Raw genomic sequence first — 19062 nt, forward strand, 5'->3', positions numbered from 1 at the left:
GAGGGGTACAGGCGATGAGCCAAGCGATCACGAGCGGTCCCGTGATGCCCGCACACCGGACCCTCGCAGGTCACGCACGCCACGCCCGCTGGCCGTACGCCCGGCTCGACGTCCCCGCCCTGCGCGCCGCGGGCCACCGCCCCCAGCCGATCCGGCAGTTCGTCCTCAAGACGCACAGCCGCTGCAACCTCGCCTGCACCTACTGCTACGTCTACGAGATGGCCGACCACAGCTGGCGCACCCGCCCCGCCGTCATGGCCCCCGCCACCGCCCTGCGCGCCGCCGAGCGGATCGCCGAGCACGCCGCCGCCCACGGCCTGCCCCGCGTGGACCTCGTCCTGCACGGCGGCGAACCCCTCCTCGCCGCGCCCTCCGCGCTCGCCGCCCCCGTCGAGGCGGTACGGGCCGCCGTGGCCCGGCGAGCTCCCGGCACCCGCGTCACCGCCGGCGTGCAGACCAACGGCACCCTGCTCACCGCCGGACGGCTCGCCGCACTGGCCGCCGCCGGGATCCGGGTCGGCGTCAGCCTCGACGGCGGCCTCCCCGGCCACAACCGGCACCGCGTCGACCACACCGGCCGGCCCGGCTTCGACGCCGCCGCGCGCGGGCTGCGGCTGCTCGCCCGGCACCCCGACAGCTACGCCGGGGTGCTCTGCGTCGTGGACCTCGGCCAGGACCCGGTGGAGACGTACGAGTCCCTCCTCGCCTTCGCCCCGCCCAGCATCGGCCTGCTGCTGCCCCTGGCCAACTGGAGCACCCCGCCGCCGGGCCGGACCGGGCACGGGACCCCGTACGGCGACTGGCTCCTCGCCGTCTTCGAACGCTGGTGGCACGACGGCGCGCGGCGCACCCGGATCCGCCTCTTCGAGGAGGTCATCGCGCTGCTGCTCGGCCTGCCCGCCGCCACCGAGACCCTGGGGCTGGCGCCCGTCACCACCGCCGTCGTCGAGACCGACGGCAGCATCGAGCAGGCCGACTCCCTGAAGTCCGCGTACGAGGGGGCCGCCGCGACCGGCATGACCCTGGAGCACCACAGCTTCGACGAACTGCTCGACCACCCCGGCTTCGCCGCCCGCCAGCTCGGCCGGGACGCCCTCGCCGCCGGCTGCCGGGCCTGCGAGCTCGTCGAGGTGTGCGGGGGCGGGCACTACCCGCACCGCTACCGGGCGGGAGAGGGCTTCCGCCAGCCGTCCGTGTACTGCGCCGACCTCCAGGCCGTCATCCGGCACGTCGCCCGCGCCCTCCACGAGGCCGCCACCACCGGGCGGGCCGCCTCATGACCCACGGCACCGACGCGGCCACCGAAGCCGCCACCGGCCCGGCCACCGGCACCGGCAGCGACGCGGCCGGCCTCCCCGCCCAGCGGACCGGCACCGGCCCCCGGCACCCCGCCGGCCCGGCCGACCTCGCCCGGTTCGCCGTCAGCTCCCACACCCTGCGCGCCCTCGCCTCCACCGAGCCCTCCGACGAGGGCACCCGCCTCGTACGCGACGTACGCGGCTCCAAGCGGCTGCTCCTGCTGCGCGCCGTACTCGACGCCGCCCCCGGCGAGGAGACCGCCGACCACTGGGCGCTGCTGGAGGAGGCCGAACGCCAGGACCCCGAGGCCGTCCACGACGTCCTGCACTACCCCGCCACCGGGGTGTGGGCCGAGGAGACCCTGCGCCGCCTGCACGCCCCCCAGGGCCCCCCGCCCGACCTCGGCCACCTCGGGGCGCTCGCCGTCGCCGCCGCCCTGCGCGCCGGGATCGGCTTCAAGACCACCCTGCGGCCCGTCAACGGCCGCCTCGTCCTGCCCACCCTCGGCCTGATCCGCCCCCACGGCCCCGGCCGCCTCGCCCTGACCGAACGCTCCTGGGACACCGCCGACGTCCTGCCGCTGCACGCCCTGCCCGGCGGCGGCCCCACCGCCCTGGACGACCTCGACCCCTACCGCGCCTCACCGCCGGGACCCGCCGCGGCGGCCGTCCGCCCGGCCCGCCGGCTCACCCCCAAGGGCCACAAGCGCTGGGACATCCAGTGGTCCGGCGCGCTCACCCTGATGGGACGCTACGACTCCGCGCGCGCCGAGGAGATCGGCCTGCTGCTGCGCTCCGTGGTCCCGCTCGCCGGCGGCTCCCGCTCCAGCGGCGCCACCCTGCCCGCGGCCGCGGGCTCCGTCCTGGCCCGCGCGCAGGCCCCGCCCGCCCTCGCCGCGACCCTGGTCCACGAGGTGCAGCACGGAAAGCTGGCCGCACTCGCCGACGTCCTCACCCTGCACACCGCCGACGGCACCCCCCGCCACTGGGCCCCCTGGCGCGCCGACCCGCGCCCGCTGGAGGGGCTGCTGCACGGCGCCTACGCCCACCTCGCCCTCGCCGGGTACTGGCAGCACGCCGCCCTCTACGGCGCCCGCGGCGCCTGGGCCCAGCACGCCCGGATCCGCGCCCAGGTCGCCGCCGTCCTGCCCGTCCTGCGGGCACACCCCGCGCTGACCGTCACCGGGCGGGAGTTCACCGACGGCATGGCCGCCGCCGAACGCGCCATGGACGCCACCCCGCCGCCCGGCGACCAGCACGCCACCGCCCTGCGCACCCTGGAACGCGAACGCCGCGCCTGGTGCGAGGCACACCCCGAACTCGCCCCGTTCGTACGGGTATGACGCCCCGTCCGCTGCGGTACCTTTCAAGCCAGCCCCTCCGCACCGCCCCGCACCCGTCCACCGCACGGACCCCAGGGAGACGGCCGCATGACCGGTACCGCCACGCGTCACGACCGCGACGGAGCCGCCCCCGCGCAGCGCTTCGTCATCAGCTTCGCGGGCTTCAACCGGCCCTGGGCGGTGTGGATCGCCCACCGGCTCGAAGAACACGGACACCGGGTCGCCCTCCAGCGCTGGGACCCGCAGAGCAGCCCCGGCGGCCTCACCGAAGCCCTCGACGACCTGGCCCGGGCGGGCGGCAGGATCCTCGTGGTGCTCAGCGAACGCTACTTCTCCGCCGGCACCCACACCGACGACGAGTGGAACGCCGCGCTGCGCACCGTCACCGCCTCCCACCCCGACCGGTTCGCCGCCGTCTGCCTCACCGACGCCCCCCTGCCCAGCGCCGTGGCCGCGCTGGAGAAGACCGACCTGTGGGGCCTGGACGCCTACGAGGCCGAGTACCGGGTGCTGCGCCGGCTGGACCTGCCCACCGACCGGATCGGCACCGAGAGCGGCCGCCGTGGCCCCCGCTTCCCCAACGACCCGCCCGAGATCTGGGGCCGCGTCCCGCGCCGCAACCCCCGCTTCACCGGCCGCAACGACGTCATCGGCCGGCTCCGCGCCGCCCTCACCGAAGCCCCGCCCGGAGCCTCCACCGTCACCCTGCTCGGCCTCTCCGGCGTCGGCAAGACCCAGGTCGCCACCGAGTACGCGTACCGCTTCGCCTCCGAGTACGACGTGGTGTGGTGGGTACCCGCCGAAGACCGGCCCACCCTCCGCGAACGGCTCGCCGACCTCGCCCCCGAACTCGGCCTGCCGCGAGGCTCCGGCAGCTACGGCGAGCAGATCCGGGCCGTACTGGAGGCACTGCGGCGCGGCTCCCCGTACCACCGCTGGCTGATGGTCTTCGACGGCTGCGACCACCCCGACGACCTCACCGACCTGCTGCCCTCGGGCGCCGGCGACGTCATCATCACCTCCCGCAACCGCGAATGGGCCACCCGGCACACCAGCCTCGTCGAGGTCCCCCTCTACGCCCGCCCCGAGTCCGTCACCTTCATCCGCCGCCGCGCCCGCCGCCTCACCGGCGACGAGGCAGACCAGCTCGCCGAAGCCCTGGAGGACTACCCCCTCGCCCTCGACCAGACCGCCGGCTGGCTCGCCGACTCCCCCCTCGGCGTCGGCGAGTACCTCACCCTCCTCCAGCGCCGCCTCGACTCCCACGAGGCCGTCACCCTCTCCGACGACTACCCGCTGCCCTTCCCGACCGCCCTGGCGCTCCTCCTCAACAACGTCCGGGAGAACTTCCCCGACGCCCTCGCCCTGCTGCGGCTGTTCGTCTTCTTCGCCCCCGGCCGCGTCCCCCTGCGCCTGCTGCGCGAATTCCCCGCCGACGGGGTCCCCGAACACCTCGCCGGGATCCTCAACGACCAGATCCGCTGGAACGCCGCCCTCAACAAACTCGTCCAGTTCTCCGTCGTCCGCCTGGAGTACTCCGACCTCTCCGTCGAGGAGGGCGGCGGCCTCGAAACCGTCCAGCTGCACCGCATGGTCCACAACATCGTCCGCGAGAACCTCGCCGAGGACGAGTCCGAGCAGCTCTCCCGCGCCGTCCGCCGCGTCCTCGCCGCCGCCGACCCGGGCCGCCCCACCGACTCCCGGCTCTGGCCCCGCTACGCCGAACTCATCCCGCACCTCGACCACGCCGGCGTCCTCACCAGCAGCAACCCCCGCATCCAGAACTTCCTGCTGCACTGCCTGCGCTACCTGATCCTGGCCGGCGAGTACCGCACCTGCCTGCGCCTGTCCGAACAGACCGACGCCGTCTGGCGGGCCGTCCTCGGCGACGACCACGACCAGGTCCGCGAACTCAGCTACCACTACGGCGGAGCCCTGCGCATGCTCGGCCACTTCCGGCAGGCCGAATCCCTCGCCCGCTCCGTCGCCGACCGCCTCCTCGCCGAACGCGGCGACCGCGACCTGGAAACCCTCCGCGCCACCAGCACCTACGCCGGCGTCCTGCTCAGCACCGCCAAGTTCGACCAGGCCCGCGAACTCCTGGAACACGCCTTCGCCACCTACCGCGAACTCCTCGGCGAGGACGACGCCACCACCCTCGGCGCCCAGAACAACGTCGCCGTCGCCCTGCGCCTCCTCGGCCGCTACCAGGAGGCCTACGACACCGACCTCGACACCCTGCGCCGCCGCGAACGCGTCCTGCGCGTCCGGCACATCGCCACCCTCTCCTCCGGCATCGGCTGCGCCATGGGCCTGCGCCTGATGGGCCGCTACCGCGAAGCCCTCGCCCGCCAGGAACAGGGCCTCAAACTCCACCTCCAGGTCCTCGGCGCCAACCACCCGCAGACCCTGCGCGCCGAACACAACCTCGGCCAGTGCCTGCGCCGCACCGGCGACATCCCCGGCGCCGGATCCCGGCTGCGCAGCGTCCTGGAACGCTCCACCCGCGTCTTCGGCGCCGAGTTCCCCTGGACCCTGATGGTCGCCTCCGACTACGCCACCTACCTGCGCGAGTACGGGGACATCGAGGAGGCCCGCCGGATCTCCGAGGACGTCGTACGCGGCTACCAGTCGCAGCTCGGCCTCGCCCACCCGTACAGCATCGGCACCGTCGGGAACCTCGCCCTGGTGCTGCGCGCGCAGGGCGAACGCACCGAGGCCCTGAACCTCGCCGAACAGGCCCTCGTCGGCATGCGCGGCGCCCTCGGCGACCGCCACCCCTGGACCCTCGGCTGCGCCCTCAACGCCACCGGGCACCGCAACATCACCGGCCGCCTGGAAGCCGCGCTGGACCTCAGCCGCGAGACCCTGCGCGCCACCGAACGGGTCCTGGGCCCCGACCACCCCATGACCCTCAGCGCCCAGATCGCCCTGGCGGCGGACCTCCGCTCGGTACGCGAGGACGCGGAGGCGCACAAGCACGAGGACGCCGGCCTCAAGGCCCTCACCCGCACCCTCGGCCCCCAGCACGTCCACACCGTCTCGGCCCGCCAGCAGACGAGGCCCTACTGGGACTTCGAACCCCAGCCGTAACAGCCCCGCCGGCACAACCCAGCCCCGCCGGCGTCCGAGGCGCGGGGGCCCGGGGGCAGAGCCCCCGGCAGCGGCGCCGCACCCGCAAACGGCCGGAAGGCCCGGTCCCCCCCAGGTGGGGGGGGACCGGGCCTTCCTTCTCCGTGCAGGTCGCGTCGGCGACTAGGCCTCGAAGACCTCGTTCATCAGCTGCTGCTGCTCCGCCTGGTGACGCTTCGCGGAACCCACCGCCGGCGAGGAGCCGTGCGGACGCGAGACGCGCCGCAGGCGCTCGCCCGCCGGGATGTCCGCGCCGACCGCCAGGTCGAGGTGGTCGATCAGGTTCAGCGCGATGAACGGCCACGCACCCTGGTTCGCCGGCTCCTCCTGCGCCCAGATGTACTTCGCCGCGTTCGGGTACTTGGCGATCTCCGCCTGGAGCTCCGCGCCCGGCAGCGGGTACAGCCGCTCGATGCGGATGATCGCGGTGTCCGTGATGCCGCGCTTCTCCCGCTCGGCCTCCAGGTCGTAGTAGACCTTGCCCGCGCAGAAGACGACCTTGCGGACCGCGTTCGGGTCCACCGCCGAGTCGCCGATGACCGGACGGAACGAACCGGTCGTGAACTCCTCCGCCTTCGACGCCGCGGCCTTCAGACGCAGCATCGACTTCGGGGTGAAGACGACCAGCGGCTTGTGGTGCGGGTTGTGGACCTGCCAGCGCAGCAGGTGGAAGTAGTTCGACGGCAGGGTCGGCATCGCGACCGTCATGTTGTTCTGCGCGCACAGCTGGAGGAAGCGCTCCGGGCGGGCGGACGAGTGGTCCGGGCCCTGGCCCTCGTAGCCGTGCGGCAGCAGCAGCGTGACGCCGGAGGTCTGGCCCCACTTCTGCTCGGCCGAGGAGATGAACTCGTCGACGACGGTCTGCGCGCCGTTGACGAAGTCACCGAACTGCGCCTCCCACAGCACCAGCGCGTCCGGACGGGCCAGCGAGTAGCCGTACTCGAAGCCCATGGCCGCGTACTCGGAGAGCAGCGAGTCGTAGACGTTGTAGCGGGCCTGGTCGTCCGACAGGTACAGCAGCGGGGTGTAGTCCTCGCCGGTCTCCCGGTCGATGAGGACCGCGTGGCGCTGGCCGAAGGTGCCGCGGCGGGAGTCCTGGCCGGACAGCCGGACCGGGGTGCCCTCCATCAGCAGCGAACCGAAGGCCAGGGTCTCGCCCATGCCCCAGTCGATGGTGCCGTCGTCGATCATCGCCGCGCGGCGCTGGAGCTGCGGCAGCAGACGCGGGTGGACGGTGACGCCCTCGGGGATGTTGACCTGGGACTCGGCGATCCGCTTGACGACGTCCTGGGAGATCGCCGTGTTCACGGCCACCGGGAACTCGCCCTGCTCGGCCGGGGCCGGCGCGGCGACGGCGGGCTGCGTGGCGGCCTCGCGGACCTCCGCGAAGACCTTCTCCAGCTGGCCCTGGAAGTCCTGGAGCGCCTGCTCGGCCTCTTCCAGCGTGATGTCGCCGCGACCGATGAGGGACTCGGTGTACAGCTTGCGCACCGAGCGCTTCTTGTCGATCAGGTCGTACATCAGCGGCTGCGTGAACGCCGGGTTGTCGGACTCGTTGTGGCCGCGGCGGCGGTAGCAGATGAGGTCGATGACCACGTCCTTGTTGAACGCCTGGCGGAACTCGAAGGCGAGCCGCGCGACGCGGACCACGGCCTCCGGGTCGTCACCGTTCACGTGGAAGATCGGGGCCTCGATCATGCGGGCCACGTCGGTCGCGTACATCGAGGAACGCGAGGACTCCGGGGCGGCGGTGAAGCCGACCTGGTTGTTGATCACGACGTGGACGGTGCCGCCGGTGCGGTAGCCGCGCAGCTGCGACATGTTCAGCGTCTCGGCGACCACACCCTGGCCGGCGAAGGCCGCGTCGCCGTGCAGGGCCAGCGGGAGGACGGTGAAGTCCGTGCCGCCCTTGTTGATGACGTCCTGCTTGGCGCGGGCGACACCCTCCAGGACCGGGTCGACCGCCTCCAGGTGCGAGGGGTTCGCGACGAGCGAGACCTTGATCTGCTCGCCGTCCAGGCCGGTGAAGGTGCCCTCGGCGCCCAGGTGGTACTTGACGTCGCCGGAGCCGTGCATGGACTTCGGGTCGAGGTTGCCCTCGAACTCGCGGAAGATCTGCGCGTACGACTTGCCGACGATGTTCGCCAGGACGTTCAGGCGGCCGCGGTGGGCCATGCCGATGACGACCTCTTCGAGGCGGGCCTCGGCGGCCGAGTCGATGACGGCGTCGAGGAGCGGGATGACGGACTCGCCGCCCTCCAGGGAGAACCGCTTCTGGCCGACGTACTTCGTCTGCAGGAAGGTCTCGAAGGCCTCGGCGGCGTTCAGGCGGCGCAGGATCCGCAGCTGCTCCTCGCGCTCCGGCTTGGAGTGCGGGCGCTCGATGCGGTCCTGGATCCAGCGGCGCTGCTTCGGGTCCTGGATGTGCATGAACTCGACGCCGGTGGTGCGGCAGTACGAGTCGCGCAGCACGCCGAGGATGTCGCGGAGCTTCATCATCGACTTGCCGGAGAAGCCGCCGACCGCGAACTCGCGCTCCAGGTCCCACAGGGTGAGGCCGTGCTCGGTGATGTCGAGGTCGGGGTGCTTGCGCTGCTTGTACTCCAGCGGGTCGGTGTCGGCCATGACGTGGCCGCGGACCCGGTAGGAGTGGATCAGCTCGAAGACGCGGGCGGCCTTCGTGACGTCGTCGTCGTGCGAGGCGTCGATGTCGCGATTCCAGCGGACCGGCTCGTACGGGATCCGCAGCGACTCGAAGACGGAGTCGTAGAAGCCGTTCTCGCCGAGGAGGAGGTTCGCGACGATCCGCAGGAACTCGCCGGAGGCCGCGCCCTGGATGACCCGGTGGTCGTAGGTCGAGGTCAGGGTCATGACCTTGGAGATGCCCAGCTTGTTCAGGGTGTCCTGCGAGGTGCCCTGGAACTCGGCGGGGTAGTCCATGGAGCCGACGCCCATGATGACCGACTGTCCGGGCATCAGGCGGGGCACGGAGTGGACGGTGCCCAGGCCGCCGGGGTTGGTCAGCGAGACGGTGACGCCGGTGAAGTCGTCCATCGTCAGCTTGCCGACGCGGGCGCGGCGGACGATGTCCTCGTAGGCCTGCCAGAACTCGAAGAAGTTCAGCGTCTCGGCCTTCTTGATGCCGGCGACGACGAGCTGGCGGTCGCCGTTCGGCTTGACCAGGTCGATCGCGAGGCCGAAGTTCACGTGCTCCGGCTTGACCAGGGTCGGCTTGCCGTCCTTCTCCGCGAAGGAGTGGTTCATGGACGGCATGGCCTTGATGGCCTGCACCATCGCGTAGCCGATGAGGTGGGTGAAGGAGATCTTCCCACCGCGGGCGCGCTTGAGGTGGTTGTTGATGACGATGCGGTTGTCGAACAGCAGCTTCACCGGGACGGCGCGGACGGACGTGGCCGTCGGCACTTCCAGCGAGGCGTTCATGTTCTTGGCCACTGCGGCGGCAGGGCCGCGGAGCGTCACCAGCTCGGGCCCGGCGGGGGCCTCGGTGGCGGGCGCGGCCTTCTGGGCCGGAGTGGTGGCGGCGGCCGGAGCCGCGGCGGAGGGCGCGGCCGGTGCGGCGGCCGGGGCCTGGGAGGTGACAGTCACAGCAGGGGCACCAGAGGGGGTGGCAGGAGCAGGGGCAGGAGCTGACACAGGTGTGGGCGCGGCGGCGGGCGCGGCGGGCGCCGCCCCCGTGGCGGCGTCGACGGCCTGCGGGACCCCGGCGGTGGCGGTGGCGGCCTGTGCGGAGGCGCCGTCCGTCGTCGGGGTCCTGATGGCTTCGTCCGCCTTCACCGGAGCGGCAGCGCCCCCCGGCTTGTAGTCGGCGAAGAAGTCCCACCAGGCCCGGTCGACCGAATTCGGGTCCTGGAGGTACTGCTGATAGATCTCGTCGACGAGCCACTCATTCGCGCCGAAGCCTGAGGCGGGGTTCTTCCCGCCCTCTGCTGCGTCGGTCGTGGTGCTCGGGTTACTGGGGGACTGTGGCGACACGGCGGCAACCGCCCTCTTCCGCTTCACAAGGTATGGACAGCGGGGATAAAGGCTACGCCTCCCAGGCGGTGTGATGCAGGCCGGGCGGGACTTCCGTCGCGCAGGTCACACCGAACGGCGGGTTTCGTCCATCGGAATGGCGGGAAACAAGCGTGGTTCGGGTAGGGGGCAGCGAGGTTGCGACCCCCTAGGCCTCGCACCCCTGACGACCCCGGGCACGTGTGGCCGAGATCATGTCCTTCCCACTCGAACCCTACGTCAAGACGACACCGGTGAGCTGCCCGGAAGGGTGACAAGGATTCGGCAACCACGTGACGATTCGGCCACGCCGATGTGCCCGCCGTGCAGGCCGACGGCCCACCGGGCGATCGCCAGCCCCAGACCGGTGCCCCCGTCGCCCGCACCGTCCCCGCCACCGGCGGAACCCCGGTTGAACCGCTCGAAGACCCGGTGCCGCTCCGCCTCCGGAATTCCCGGCCCCTCGTCGACGACCTCCAGCTCCAGGCTTCCCTGAGTCGCCCCGGCCCGGGCGCGGACCGTGACCCGGCCGTGCGCCGGACTGTGCTTGACCGCGTTGTCGATCAGATTCGCCACCACCTGGTGCAGCCGCTCCGCATCCGCGAACGCGGTCAGCTCCGGAGGATGCACATCCAGGTGAAGGTGCACGTCATTGCGGGTGTGACCACCCGAACCGGACGCCAGCCCCGGCCGCCCGGCGGCCGCCAGCCCCGACTCCTTCAGCACCCCCGACAGGTACGGCCACACCTCGAACCGGCGCGCCTTCAGCGGCACCACCCCGTTGTCCACCCGCGACAGGTCCAGCAGGGTGTCCACCAGCCGGCCGAGCCGCTCGGCCTGCTTCAGCATCGTCCGCATGGTTTCCGGATCGGCCTCCGAGACCCCGTCCACCACGTTCTCCAGCACCGCCCGCAGCGCCGCGATCGGAGTACGGAGCTCGTGCGAGACGTTCGCGACCAGCTCTCGACGGTGCCTGTCCTCGGCTTCCAGGTCGTCGGCCATCCGGTTGATCGTCGAGGCCAGATCGCCGAGCTCGTCGCGCCGCCCGGCTCCCCGCACACGGCGCGTGTAGTCCCCGTGGGAGATCGCCCGGGCCACCGTGGTCATCTCGTCGAGCGGAGCCGTCAGACCGTGCGCCACGAACTGCGTGATCAGCATCGAGGCGATCACCGAGAACACCGTGATGAACCGCAACTCCGTGGCCGTCCGCAGGGCCACCATCAGCAGCCCCGTCGTGATGAACACCGACACCACGACGAGCGTGCCCAGCTTCGTCTTGATCGAGAACGGCGAATAGGGCCGCGGTCCCGGCCCGTGCGACGGGCCGCTCACGCCTGCGCCGGGGTCTCCAGGGCGTACCCGACGCCGTGGACCGTACGGATCCGGTCCGCGCCGATCTTCCGCCGCAGCGCCTTGATGTGGCTGTCGACCGTACGCGTCCCCGACGCGTCGGCCCAGTCCCACACCTCCGCCAGCAGCTGCTCCCGCGAGAGCACCGCCCGCGGCGTCCCCGCCAGGCACACCAGCAGGTCGAACTCCGTCGGCGTCAGGTGCACGTCCTCCGCCTGCACCCGCACCCGGCGCTGCGCGTGGTCGATCTCCAGATCGCCCAGGCGCAGCGTCGCCCCGCGCGGGGCGGTCGCGGCCAGCGTGGCCCGCTCCACCCGGCGCAGCAATACGTGGACCCGCGCGGCCAGCTCGCGCATGGAGAACGGCTTCGTCATGTAGTCGTCGGCCCCGACCCCGAGGCCGACCAGCATGTCCGTCTCGTCGTCCCGGGCCGTGAGCATCAGCACCGGGACCGGCCGCTGCGCCTGGACCCGGCGGCAGACCTCCAGCCCGTCGAAGCCGGGCAGCATGACGTCCAGCACCAGCAGCTCGGGCTGCCAGCTCTCGGCCGCCGCGACGGCGGCCGGCCCGTCGTACGCCGTCTGCACCTGGAAGCCCTCGGCCCGCAGCCGGGCCGCGATGGCGTCGGCGATGGTGCGGTCGTCCTCGACCACGAGCACCCGCCGCTGGGCGCCTGGGGTGGCCGCGGCGCCGTTGTGGGTGGTGTGTGTCTGTTCCATGTCCCGCCCCTGAAGATCCGCGTGATGGGGTGCAGCGTAGAGGAGGCACCGGCCTGCGGCTATGCGGGGTTCGGACAGGAGCCGGGGTCATCCGGAATCAGAGATTCATCCCGTCGCGTCGAATCCGGGCAGTGCGCCCAGTACCTTCAGCAGCCCCGGAGCCAGCACGGTCTGGTCGGCGGCGACCTCGAAACCGCCGTGCACGAAGGCGTACGTGAACCCGTCGTAGACCGGCGGATCGGCCGTCGCCACCCGGGGCAGGTGCGCGAAGTCCGCCTCCCGGAGCGCGGTGCGCAGCGCCTCCAGCCGGGACGCGTCCAGCCTCCCGGAGCGCATGTCACGGGCCTTGCCGTCCAGGAGGACCCAGGAGCCGTCGCCCCTGACGAGGACGGTCCGGGTCTGGCCTGCGAAACCCCCGCTGCGGGTCACGCGGACGAGGGTCTGGGCGGCGGGCGGCGGGGTGGACGCCGAGGGCGCCGGTGGCGCGGGCGTGGGCGTGCGCGACGGGGCGGGCGGCGGTGTGGTGGCGGGTGGCGTGGGGGTGGCCGGCGCGGGGGTGGCCGTGACGCCCGCCGACGGTGTCACGGGCGCCGTCGGCGCAGCCGTCGCCTCGGAGGTTCCCCCGGAACCGCCGCCGCATCCGGCCAGGACCACGCCCAGCACCACCGCCGCCGCGGCCCCGGCCGCTCGGATCGCTCGCACACCCACCTCCGCAGGTACTCCGACCGAACACCGAGTATGGAGGCCCCGCCCCGCAACGGAAAGCACCCGGAGGCCGCCATCCGCCGCATCACGCCCTGGCGCGCGCTGCCCCCGCTGACCGCCGTGCTCCTCGGACTGTGGGGTCTGCCGCGCGGTGCGGGCGGCGGGAGCATGTGGCGCGACGAGTCCACCACCTGGCAGGTCGCCCACCGCCCCCTCGGCGGGCTCCGGGAGCTGCTCGGGCAGGTCGACGCCGTGCACGGCCTCTACTACCTGCTGATGCACGGGGTGTTCGGCCTGTGGGACGGGGGCGTGTGGGCGCTGCGGCTGCCGTCCGTCGCCGGCACCGCCCTCGCCGCGGCCGGGGTGGCCGCGGTCGCGCACCGGCTGGCGGGGGAGCGGGCCGCGCTGATCGCCGGCACCGCCTACGCCGTGCTGCCGCCGGTGCAGACGTACGCCCAGGAGGGGCGCTCGTACGCGCTCGTCGCGGCCGCCGTGGCCTGGGCGACGTACCTGATGCTGCGCGAGCGGTGGACGGCCTACGCGGTGGTCCTCCTGCTGGGCTGCTGGCTGCACGAGTTCGCCGTACTGGCCCTGCCGGCGCACGCCTTCGCCGCGTGGCGGGCACGGGGGTGGCGCCTGGCGGCCGGGGCGGTCCTCGCGGGGCTGCTGCCGCTCGTGCTCGTCAGCGCCCGGCAGGCTCCGGCGCAGCTGGGCTGGCTGGGGCGGCCGTCGTGGCAGGACTGGGCGGCGTACGCGGTGCTGGTGGCGGGGGCGGTCCTGCTGGCCCGGGGGGCCGGCGACCGGGAACCCGTACGGGTGGCCCTGCCGCTCGCGGTGCTTCCGCCCGGGGTGCTGATGGCGGTCTCGCTGGTGCACCCGCTGTACGTCGACCGGTACGTCCTCTACGCCCTGGCGGGCCTCGCGGTGCTCGCGGGGGCGCGGTGGCGGCTGCCGCCGCTGCCGTGGGTGCTGGTTGGGGCGCTGCTGGTGCCGGTCGGGGTGTGGTCGGTGTGGCTGCGGACCCCGGACGCGCGCAAGGACGACGCCCTCGCCGTCGCGGCGGCGGTGCGGGAGCGGGCCCGGCCGGGGGACGCGGTGCTGTTCATGCCGTCACGGCGGAGGGAGTGGCTGCTGTCGTCGCCCGGGGTGTACGGGGCCGTCCGCGACGTGGCCCTGTCCCGCAGCCCGGCCGCCTCCAGCACCCTCCACGGCACGGAACTGCCGCCGGACGCCGTCCGGGCGGCGGTCCTGGCCTCCCCGAGGGTGATCGCCCTGCTGGACCCGCCGGACCAGCCGCTGGACGGGTACCCGGCGGAGGCGGCCAAGCGCGAGGCCCTGGCGGAGGCGTTCGACCGCTGCTCGGTGACGCAGGTGCGCGGCGCGAGGGTGGCGGTGTACGCGCAGCGGGGCGGGTGCGGCTGACCTCTGGGGCCCCGCCCCCGCATGCGCCAGGATGGCCTGAAGATCACGTCCCCGCCGTCTCCGGAGGCCCCCGCATGCCCGTGCCCGAGATGCCCGTACCCGAGATACCCGGTCCCCTGGCCGGCAGCGCCTGGCTGGCGGAGCACCTCGGCCGGGTCGTGGTCTTCGACGCCTCCGTCGGGGCGCACCGCGGGGCTTCCCTGCGGATCCCCGGCGCCCGGCCCTTCGACCTGGACGGAGTCCTGTCCGACCATGCCGCCCCCGCCCCGCACACCATGCCCTCCCCGGAGGGCTTCGCCGAGGCCATGCGGGGGCTCGGGGTCGAGGACACCGACACCGTGGTCGTGTACGACGCCGCCGGGATCCACTCCAGCGCCCGCGCCTGGTGGATGCTGCGCGCGGTGGGCTTCGAGCGGGCCGCCGTGCTGGACGGGGGCCTGCCCGCCTGGGCGGCCGCCGGGCTGCCCGTCGAGGCGGAGGCGGCGGCGTACGAGGGGCCGCGCGGGTCCTTCACGGCCCGGCCCCGCGCCGGGCTGCTGGTGGACGCCGCCGCCGTCGCCGAGGCCCTCGCCGACCCGGCCGCCGCCGTGTTCGACGCCCGCACCCGCGAGCGCTTCGCCGGTACCGCCCCGGAGCCCCGGCCGGGGCTGCGCGGCGGGCACATGCCGGGCGCGCTGAACCTGCCGTTCGGCGAACTCCGGGGGCCGGACGGGCTGATGCGTCCCGCCGGTGAACTCCGCGAGGTCTTCGCGGCGTTGGCCGGGGACCGGGAGCGGTTCCGGTTCAGCTGCGGTTCGGGCGTGACGGCCTGCGTGCTGGCGCTCGGCGCCACCCTCGCCGGGTACGCGGACCTGGCCGTGTACGACGGCTCGTGGAGCGAGTGGGGCCTGCCCTCGGAGCTGCGGCCGGTGGTGACCGGACCCTGAGGGGGGTGGGGACAGCACCACCCCCGCTTCGGAGGCCCGCACCAGCGCGGGCGGGTGCCGCGCTCGGCAGACTCGTCGGCATGGCATCCAACACCTTGACCCGTACCGTCCTCGTGGCGACCGCAGCGGCCCTGCTCCTGTCGGGCTGCTCGCTCGTGGAAGAGGCGAGGCTGAACACCGCCCACGCCGATACGGCGGTCACCGAGGCGGTCACGGCCGTGGAGCTGACGGGCCTTCGGCGCGGCTCGGTGGAGATCACCCCCGGTACCGGACCGGGGGTCACCGTCCGCCGCGTCCTGCACTACCGGGGCGACACCGCGCCCGTGCCCGGGCAGCGGGTCTCGGGCGGGGTCCTGAGCTTCACCGACGGCTGCCGGGGCGACGGGGACGCCTGCTGGGTCGACTACCGCCTGGAGGTGCCGGCTTCGGCGAAGGTCAAGGCGGGCAGCAGCAGCGGCGACCTCACGGTGACGGGCGTGGCGGCCGCCGATCTGGACTCCTCCTCCGGCGACGTCCGGGCCGAGCGGATCACCGGCCCGCTGAAGGTGCGCACCTCCTCCGGGGACCTCACGGCCAAGGCCCTGGCGGGCCCGGAATTCGAGTTCCGGTCGGCCTCGGGGGGCGCCGCGGTCGGCTTCGCGAGCGCCCCGGCCTCGGTGTCGGTGACCACCGGCTCGGGCGACGTGAACCTGAGGGCGCCGCAGGCCCCGTACCGGCTGTCGGTCACGACGGCCTCCGGCGGCCGCGAGGTCACCCTCGGGGACACCCCGGGCGCCCCCTCCGGCATCGAGGTCCGCACCGAGTCCGGCGACATCCGCCTCGCGGCCGCCTAGCCGGTGACCGCGTCGACCTCCGCCTCCACCAGCCACGCCGGGGTGCCCGCGACCGCCACGCAGTGCCCCCTGCGCGCCGCGCGGGAGAAGCCGGTGCGGGGTTCCAGAGGGGGTCCGGAGCTGACGGTCCGTCGTGTGTCCGTCATGCCGTCATGGTGCTACGAGGGGCCCGCCGGGGGTGTTCGCCCCCGGCGAACGGGCGTTGGGGAACATCGGCGGGCGCAGAAGCATTGAGTCGGCATAGCTCAACTTCACTGCCGGAGGGAAGATCATGGCTTCGACGTCCGTAACGCTCACCCTGCCCGTACTGCCGCTCGACGACGAGGTCGTGCTGCCCGGGATGGTCGTTCCCCTGGACCTGTCCGACGCCGAGGTGCGCGGCGCCGTCGAGGCCGCGCAGGCGGCGGCGGGCAGCGGGAAGCCCCGGGTACTGCTCGTGCCCCGGGTCGACGGCACGTACGCCGGGATCGGCGTGCTCGGGACCGTCGAGCAGGTCGGACGGCTCTCCGACGGGGACCCCGGAGCGCTGATCCGCGGCCGGGGCCGCGTCCGCATCGGCGCGGGGACCACCGGACCCGGGGCGGCGCTCTGGGTCGAGGGGGAGACCGTCGACGAGAAGGTGCCGGACCCGCTGCCCGGGGCCGTCGCCGAGCTCGTCAAGGAGTACAAGGCCCTCGCCACCAGCTGGCTGAAGAAGCGCGGCGCCTGGCAGGTCGTGGACCGGGTCCAGCAGATCGAGGGGGTGTCGGCCCTCGCCGACAACTCCGGCTACTCGCCCTTCCTGACCGTCGCCCAGAAGGTCGAGCTCCTGGAGACCGTCGACCCCGTCGCCCGCCTCCGGCTCGCCGTCAAGGCGCTCAGCGAACACCTCGCCGAGCAGGACGTCGCCGAGTCCATCGCCAAGGACGTCCAGGACGGCGTCGAGAAGCAGCAGCGCGAGTTCCTCCTGCGCCGCCAGCTGGAGGCCGTGCGCAAGGAACTGCGCGAACTGGGCGGGGAGAAGGAGGGCGAGGAGTCCGACGACTACCGCACCCGCGTCGAGGCCGCCGACCTCCCCGAGAAGGTACGGGAGGCCGCGCTCAAGGAGGTCGACAAGCTGGAGCGGGCCAGCGACCAGAGCCCCGAGGGCTCCTGGATCCGCACCTGGCTGGACACCGTCCTCGAACTGCCCTGGAACGAGCGCACCGAGGACGAGTACGACATCCAGGGCGCGCGGGCCGTCCTGGACGCCGAGCACGCGGGCCTCGGCGACGTCAAGGACCGCATCACCGAGTACCTCGCCGTGCGCAAGCGGCGCGGGGAGCGCGGGATGGGCGTCATCGGCGGCCGTCGCGGCGGCGCGGTGCTCGCCCTGGTCGGGCCGCCCGGCGTCGGCAAGACCTCGCTCGGGGAGAGCGTGGCCCACGCCATGGGACGCAAGTTCGTACGCGTCGCCCTCGGCGGCGTACGGGACGAGGCCGAGATCCGCGGCCACCGGCGCACGTACGTCGGCGCCCTGCCCGGCCGCATCGTCCGGGCGATCAAGGAGGCCGGGTCGATGAACCCGGTGGTGCTCCTCGACGAGATCGACAAGGTCGGCTCCGACTTCCGCGGCGACCCCGCGGCCGCCCTCCTGGAGGTCCTCGACCCCGCGCAGAACCACACCTTCCGGGACCACTACCTGGAGGTGGAGCTGGACCTGAGCGACGTCGTCTTCCTCGCGACGGCCAACGTCCTGGAGGCCATTCCCGAGGCCCTCGCCGACCGCATGGAGCTCGTCCGCCTCGACGGCTACACCGAGGACGAGAAGGTCGTCATCGCCCGTGACCACCTCCTGCCCCGCCAGCTGGAGCGCGCCGGGCTGACCGGCGAGGAGGTCGTCCTGGAGGAGGAGGCGCTGCGCAAGCTCGCCGGCGAGTACACCCGCGAGGCCGGCGTGCGCACCCTGGAGCGGTCCATCGCCCGGCTCCTGCGCAAGGTCGCCTCCCAGCACGAACTGGGCGAACGGGAATTCCCCTTCAGTATCGGCGCGGGCGAGCTGCGCGGCCTGATCGGCCGGCCGCACCACGTCCCGGAGTCCGCGCAGGACCCGGCGGAGCGGCGCACGGCCGTCCCCGGCGTGGCCACCGGCCTCGCCGTGACCGGAGCCGGGGGCGACGTCCTGTTCGTCGAGGCCTCCCTCGCCGACCCCGAGACGGGCGCCGCCGGACTGACCCTGACGGGCCAGCTGGGCGACGTCATGAAGGAATCGGCACAGATCGCCCTCAGCTTCCTGCGCTCGCACGGAGCGGAGCTGGAGCTGCCCGTCGCCGACCTGAAGGACCGGGGCGTGCACATCCACTTCCCGGCGGGCGCCGTCCCCAAGGACGGCCCGAGCGCGGGCATCACCATGACCACGGCGCTGGCCTCGCTGCTCTCCGGCCGCCAGGTGCGCACCGACGTGGCCATGACCGGTGAGGTCTCGCTCACCGGCCGGGTGCTCCCGATCGGCGGCGTGAAGCAGAAGCTGCTCGCCGCGCACCGGGCCGGACTCACCACCGTCATCATCCCCAAGCGGAACGAGGCCGACCTGGACGACGTCCCCAGCGAGGTACTGGAGGGGCTGGAGGTGCACCCGGTCACGGACGTGCGCCAGGTGCTGGAGCTCGCCCTCTCGCCGGCGGTGGCGTCCTTCACCAAGGCCGCCTGAACCGGAAGGCGCGCACGCTCCCGCGCGGGCCCGGGACCCCCATCGGCGGGGCCCCGGGCCCGCGGCGCACCCGCTGCGAAATACTGGTCCCGAACAGGGGTGCCACGGCGTGCCCCGCCACCGATGGGAGCGGCACGTGCACGGCAGCGAAGACCAGGAGTTCCTCGCCCTGGAGCGGGAGCTGTCCGTCTTCCTGCGGCGGGCCCGCGCCTCCTCCGGGGAGATGGCCCGCGCCCTCCACCCCGAGCTGGAGCCGGCCGCGTACGGGCTGCTGGTCCGGCTGGAGGCCGCCGGCCGCCAGCGCGCCACCGAGCTGGCCGCCTACTTCGGCGTCGGCAAGGCCACCATGAGCCGCCAGCTGCGGGCCCTGGAGGTCCTCGGCCTGGTGGCCCGCGAGCCCGACCCCGCCGACGGCCGCGCCTTCCTCGTCGGCCTCACGGACGAGGGCCGGGAGCGCTTCCTGCGCGTACGGGGAGCCCGGCGCGAGCAGTACATGCGCAAGCTGGCCGACTGGGACCGGGGCGAGGTGGCGGAACTGGCCAGACTCCTCAACCAGCTGAACTCCGGCGAGGAGTAGCCGGCGGGGAGCGGCCGGCGTGGGCTCCGGCGGGGAGCGGTCGGCGTGGGCGCTTCCCGCCGGCCGGCCCGGCCCCCC

The 19062-nt window shown here is 73.8% G+C and carries 13 protein-coding genes; 8 read left to right on the plus strand and 5 right to left on the minus strand.

The features are described 5' to 3' along the window. The first annotated feature begins 14 nt into the window (after window positions 1–14). The 3 genes from AC069X_RS15310 (at window position 15) to fxsT (ending at window position 5734) form a co-directional block, all read left to right on the plus strand. Window positions 15–1280: an FxsB family cyclophane-forming radical SAM/SPASM peptide maturase gene (locus AC069X_RS15310; protein WP_478728852.1), complete on the plus strand. Its 1266-nt coding sequence runs from the start codon at window positions 15–17 to the stop codon at window positions 1278–1280. Beyond that, window positions 1277–2641, plus strand: coding sequence for an HEXXH motif domain-containing protein (locus AC069X_RS15315; RefSeq protein ID WP_478728854.1), 1365 nt, complete (start codon window positions 1277–1279; stop codon window positions 2639–2641). Before AC069X_RS15310 ends, AC069X_RS15315 begins: the two co-directional genes overlap by 4 nt. A gap of 87 nt (window positions 2642–2728) precedes the next feature. After that, window positions 2729–5734 (plus strand): FxSxx-COOH system tetratricopeptide repeat protein, encoded by a 3006-nt coding sequence (gene fxsT, locus AC069X_RS15320; protein WP_478728856.1) that lies wholly within the window; start codon window positions 2729–2731, stop codon window positions 5732–5734. 162 nt (window positions 5735–5896) lie between these two features. On the opposite strand, the gene AC069X_RS15325 is transcribed toward fxsT, so the two are convergent. The 4 genes from AC069X_RS15325 to AC069X_RS15340 form a co-directional block, all read right to left on the minus strand. Continuing rightward, the gene (locus AC069X_RS15325) at window positions 5897–9766 is read right to left on the minus strand and encodes a multifunctional oxoglutarate decarboxylase/oxoglutarate dehydrogenase thiamine pyrophosphate-binding subunit/dihydrolipoyllysine-residue succinyltransferase subunit (RefSeq protein ID WP_478728858.1); all 3870 of its coding nucleotides are present in this window, start codon (window positions 9764–9766) and stop codon (window positions 5897–5899) included. A gap of 258 nt (window positions 9767–10024) precedes the next feature. After that, a complete protein-coding gene (locus AC069X_RS15330; RefSeq protein ID WP_478728860.1) occupies window positions 10025–11116 on the minus strand; it encodes a HAMP domain-containing sensor histidine kinase in 1092 nt (363 codons plus the stop codon). After that, window positions 11113–11853 carry a response regulator transcription factor gene (locus AC069X_RS15335; protein ID WP_478728862.1) on the minus strand — a complete coding sequence of 247 codons (741 nt, stop codon included), beginning with the start codon at window positions 11851–11853 and terminating at the stop codon, window positions 11113–11115. Before AC069X_RS15335 ends, AC069X_RS15330 begins: the two co-directional genes overlap by 4 nt. 105 nt (window positions 11854–11958) lie before the next feature. After that, window positions 11959–12555 carry a hypothetical protein gene (locus AC069X_RS15340; protein ID WP_478728864.1) on the minus strand — a complete coding sequence of 199 codons (597 nt, stop codon included), beginning with the start codon at window positions 12553–12555 and terminating at the stop codon, window positions 11959–11961. 36 nt (window positions 12556–12591) lie between these two features. On the opposite strand from AC069X_RS15340, the gene AC069X_RS15345 reads away from it, so the two are divergent. The 3 genes from AC069X_RS15345 (at window position 12592) to AC069X_RS15355 (ending at window position 15739) form a co-directional block, all read left to right on the plus strand. Beyond that, the gene (locus AC069X_RS15345; protein ID WP_478728866.1) at window positions 12592–13980 is read left to right on the plus strand and encodes a glycosyltransferase family 39 protein; all 1389 of its coding nucleotides are present in this window, start codon (window positions 12592–12594) and stop codon (window positions 13978–13980) included. A 74-nt stretch (window positions 13981–14054) separates the two neighbouring features. Then, the gene (locus AC069X_RS15350; RefSeq protein WP_478728868.1) at window positions 14055–14906 is read left to right on the plus strand and encodes a sulfurtransferase; all 852 of its coding nucleotides are present in this window, start codon (window positions 14055–14057) and stop codon (window positions 14904–14906) included. An 80-nt stretch (window positions 14907–14986) separates the two neighbouring features. After that, window positions 14987–15739: a DUF4097 family beta strand repeat-containing protein gene (locus tag AC069X_RS15355; RefSeq protein ID WP_478728870.1), complete on the plus strand. Its 753-nt coding sequence runs from the start codon at window positions 14987–14989 to the stop codon at window positions 15737–15739. Here the strand turns inward: AC069X_RS15355 and AC069X_RS15360 are convergent. Then, the gene (locus AC069X_RS15360; protein WP_478728872.1) at window positions 15736–15885 is read right to left on the minus strand and encodes a hypothetical protein; all 150 of its coding nucleotides are present in this window, start codon (window positions 15883–15885) and stop codon (window positions 15736–15738) included. The two genes, AC069X_RS15355 and AC069X_RS15360, sit on opposite strands and share 4 nt — an antisense overlap. 125 nt (window positions 15886–16010) lie before the next feature. Here AC069X_RS15360 and lon point away from each other — a divergent pair, with 125 nt between their 5' ends. Together lon and AC069X_RS15370 are read left to right on the plus strand one after the other, a co-directional pair. Further along, the gene (lon, locus tag AC069X_RS15365) at window positions 16011–18407 is read left to right on the plus strand and encodes an endopeptidase La (protein WP_478728874.1); all 2397 of its coding nucleotides are present in this window, start codon (window positions 16011–16013) and stop codon (window positions 18405–18407) included. 136 nt (window positions 18408–18543) lie between these two features. Then, the gene (locus AC069X_RS15370; RefSeq protein ID WP_045950057.1) at window positions 18544–18984 is read left to right on the plus strand and encodes a MarR family winged helix-turn-helix transcriptional regulator; all 441 of its coding nucleotides are present in this window, start codon (window positions 18544–18546) and stop codon (window positions 18982–18984) included. The last annotated feature ends 78 nt before the right edge of the window (window positions 18985–19062 follow it).

The sequence above is a fragment of the Streptomyces sp. NPDC043896 genome (assembly GCF_056435605.1).

Excerpts from the sequence above, each read along its gene's own strand:
- AC069X_RS15310 (WP_478728852.1), top strand. The coding sequence starts at position 15 with ATGAGCCAAGCGATCACGAGCGGTCCCGTGATGCCCGCACACCGGACC.
- AC069X_RS15315 (WP_478728854.1), top strand. The coding sequence starts at position 1,277 with ATGACCCACGGCACCGACGCGGCCACCGAAGCCGCCACCGGCCCGGCC.
- fxsT (WP_478728856.1), top strand. The coding sequence starts at position 2,729 with ATGACCGGTACCGCCACGCGTCACGACCGCGACGGAGCCGCCCCCGCG.
- AC069X_RS15335 (WP_478728862.1), bottom strand. The coding sequence starts at position 11,853 with ATGGAACAGACACACACCACCCACAACGGCGCCGCGGCCACCCCAGGC.
- AC069X_RS15345 (WP_478728866.1), top strand. The coding sequence starts at position 12,592 with ATGGAGGCCCCGCCCCGCAACGGAAAGCACCCGGAGGCCGCCATCCGC.
- AC069X_RS15350 (WP_478728868.1), top strand. The coding sequence starts at position 14,055 with ATGCCCGTGCCCGAGATGCCCGTACCCGAGATACCCGGTCCCCTGGCC.
- AC069X_RS15355 (WP_478728870.1), top strand. The coding sequence starts at position 14,987 with ATGGCATCCAACACCTTGACCCGTACCGTCCTCGTGGCGACCGCAGCG.
- AC069X_RS15360 (WP_478728872.1), bottom strand. The coding sequence starts at position 15,885 with ATGACGGACACACGACGGACCGTCAGCTCCGGACCCCCTCTGGAACCC.
- lon (WP_478728874.1), top strand. The coding sequence starts at position 16,011 with ATGGCTTCGACGTCCGTAACGCTCACCCTGCCCGTACTGCCGCTCGAC.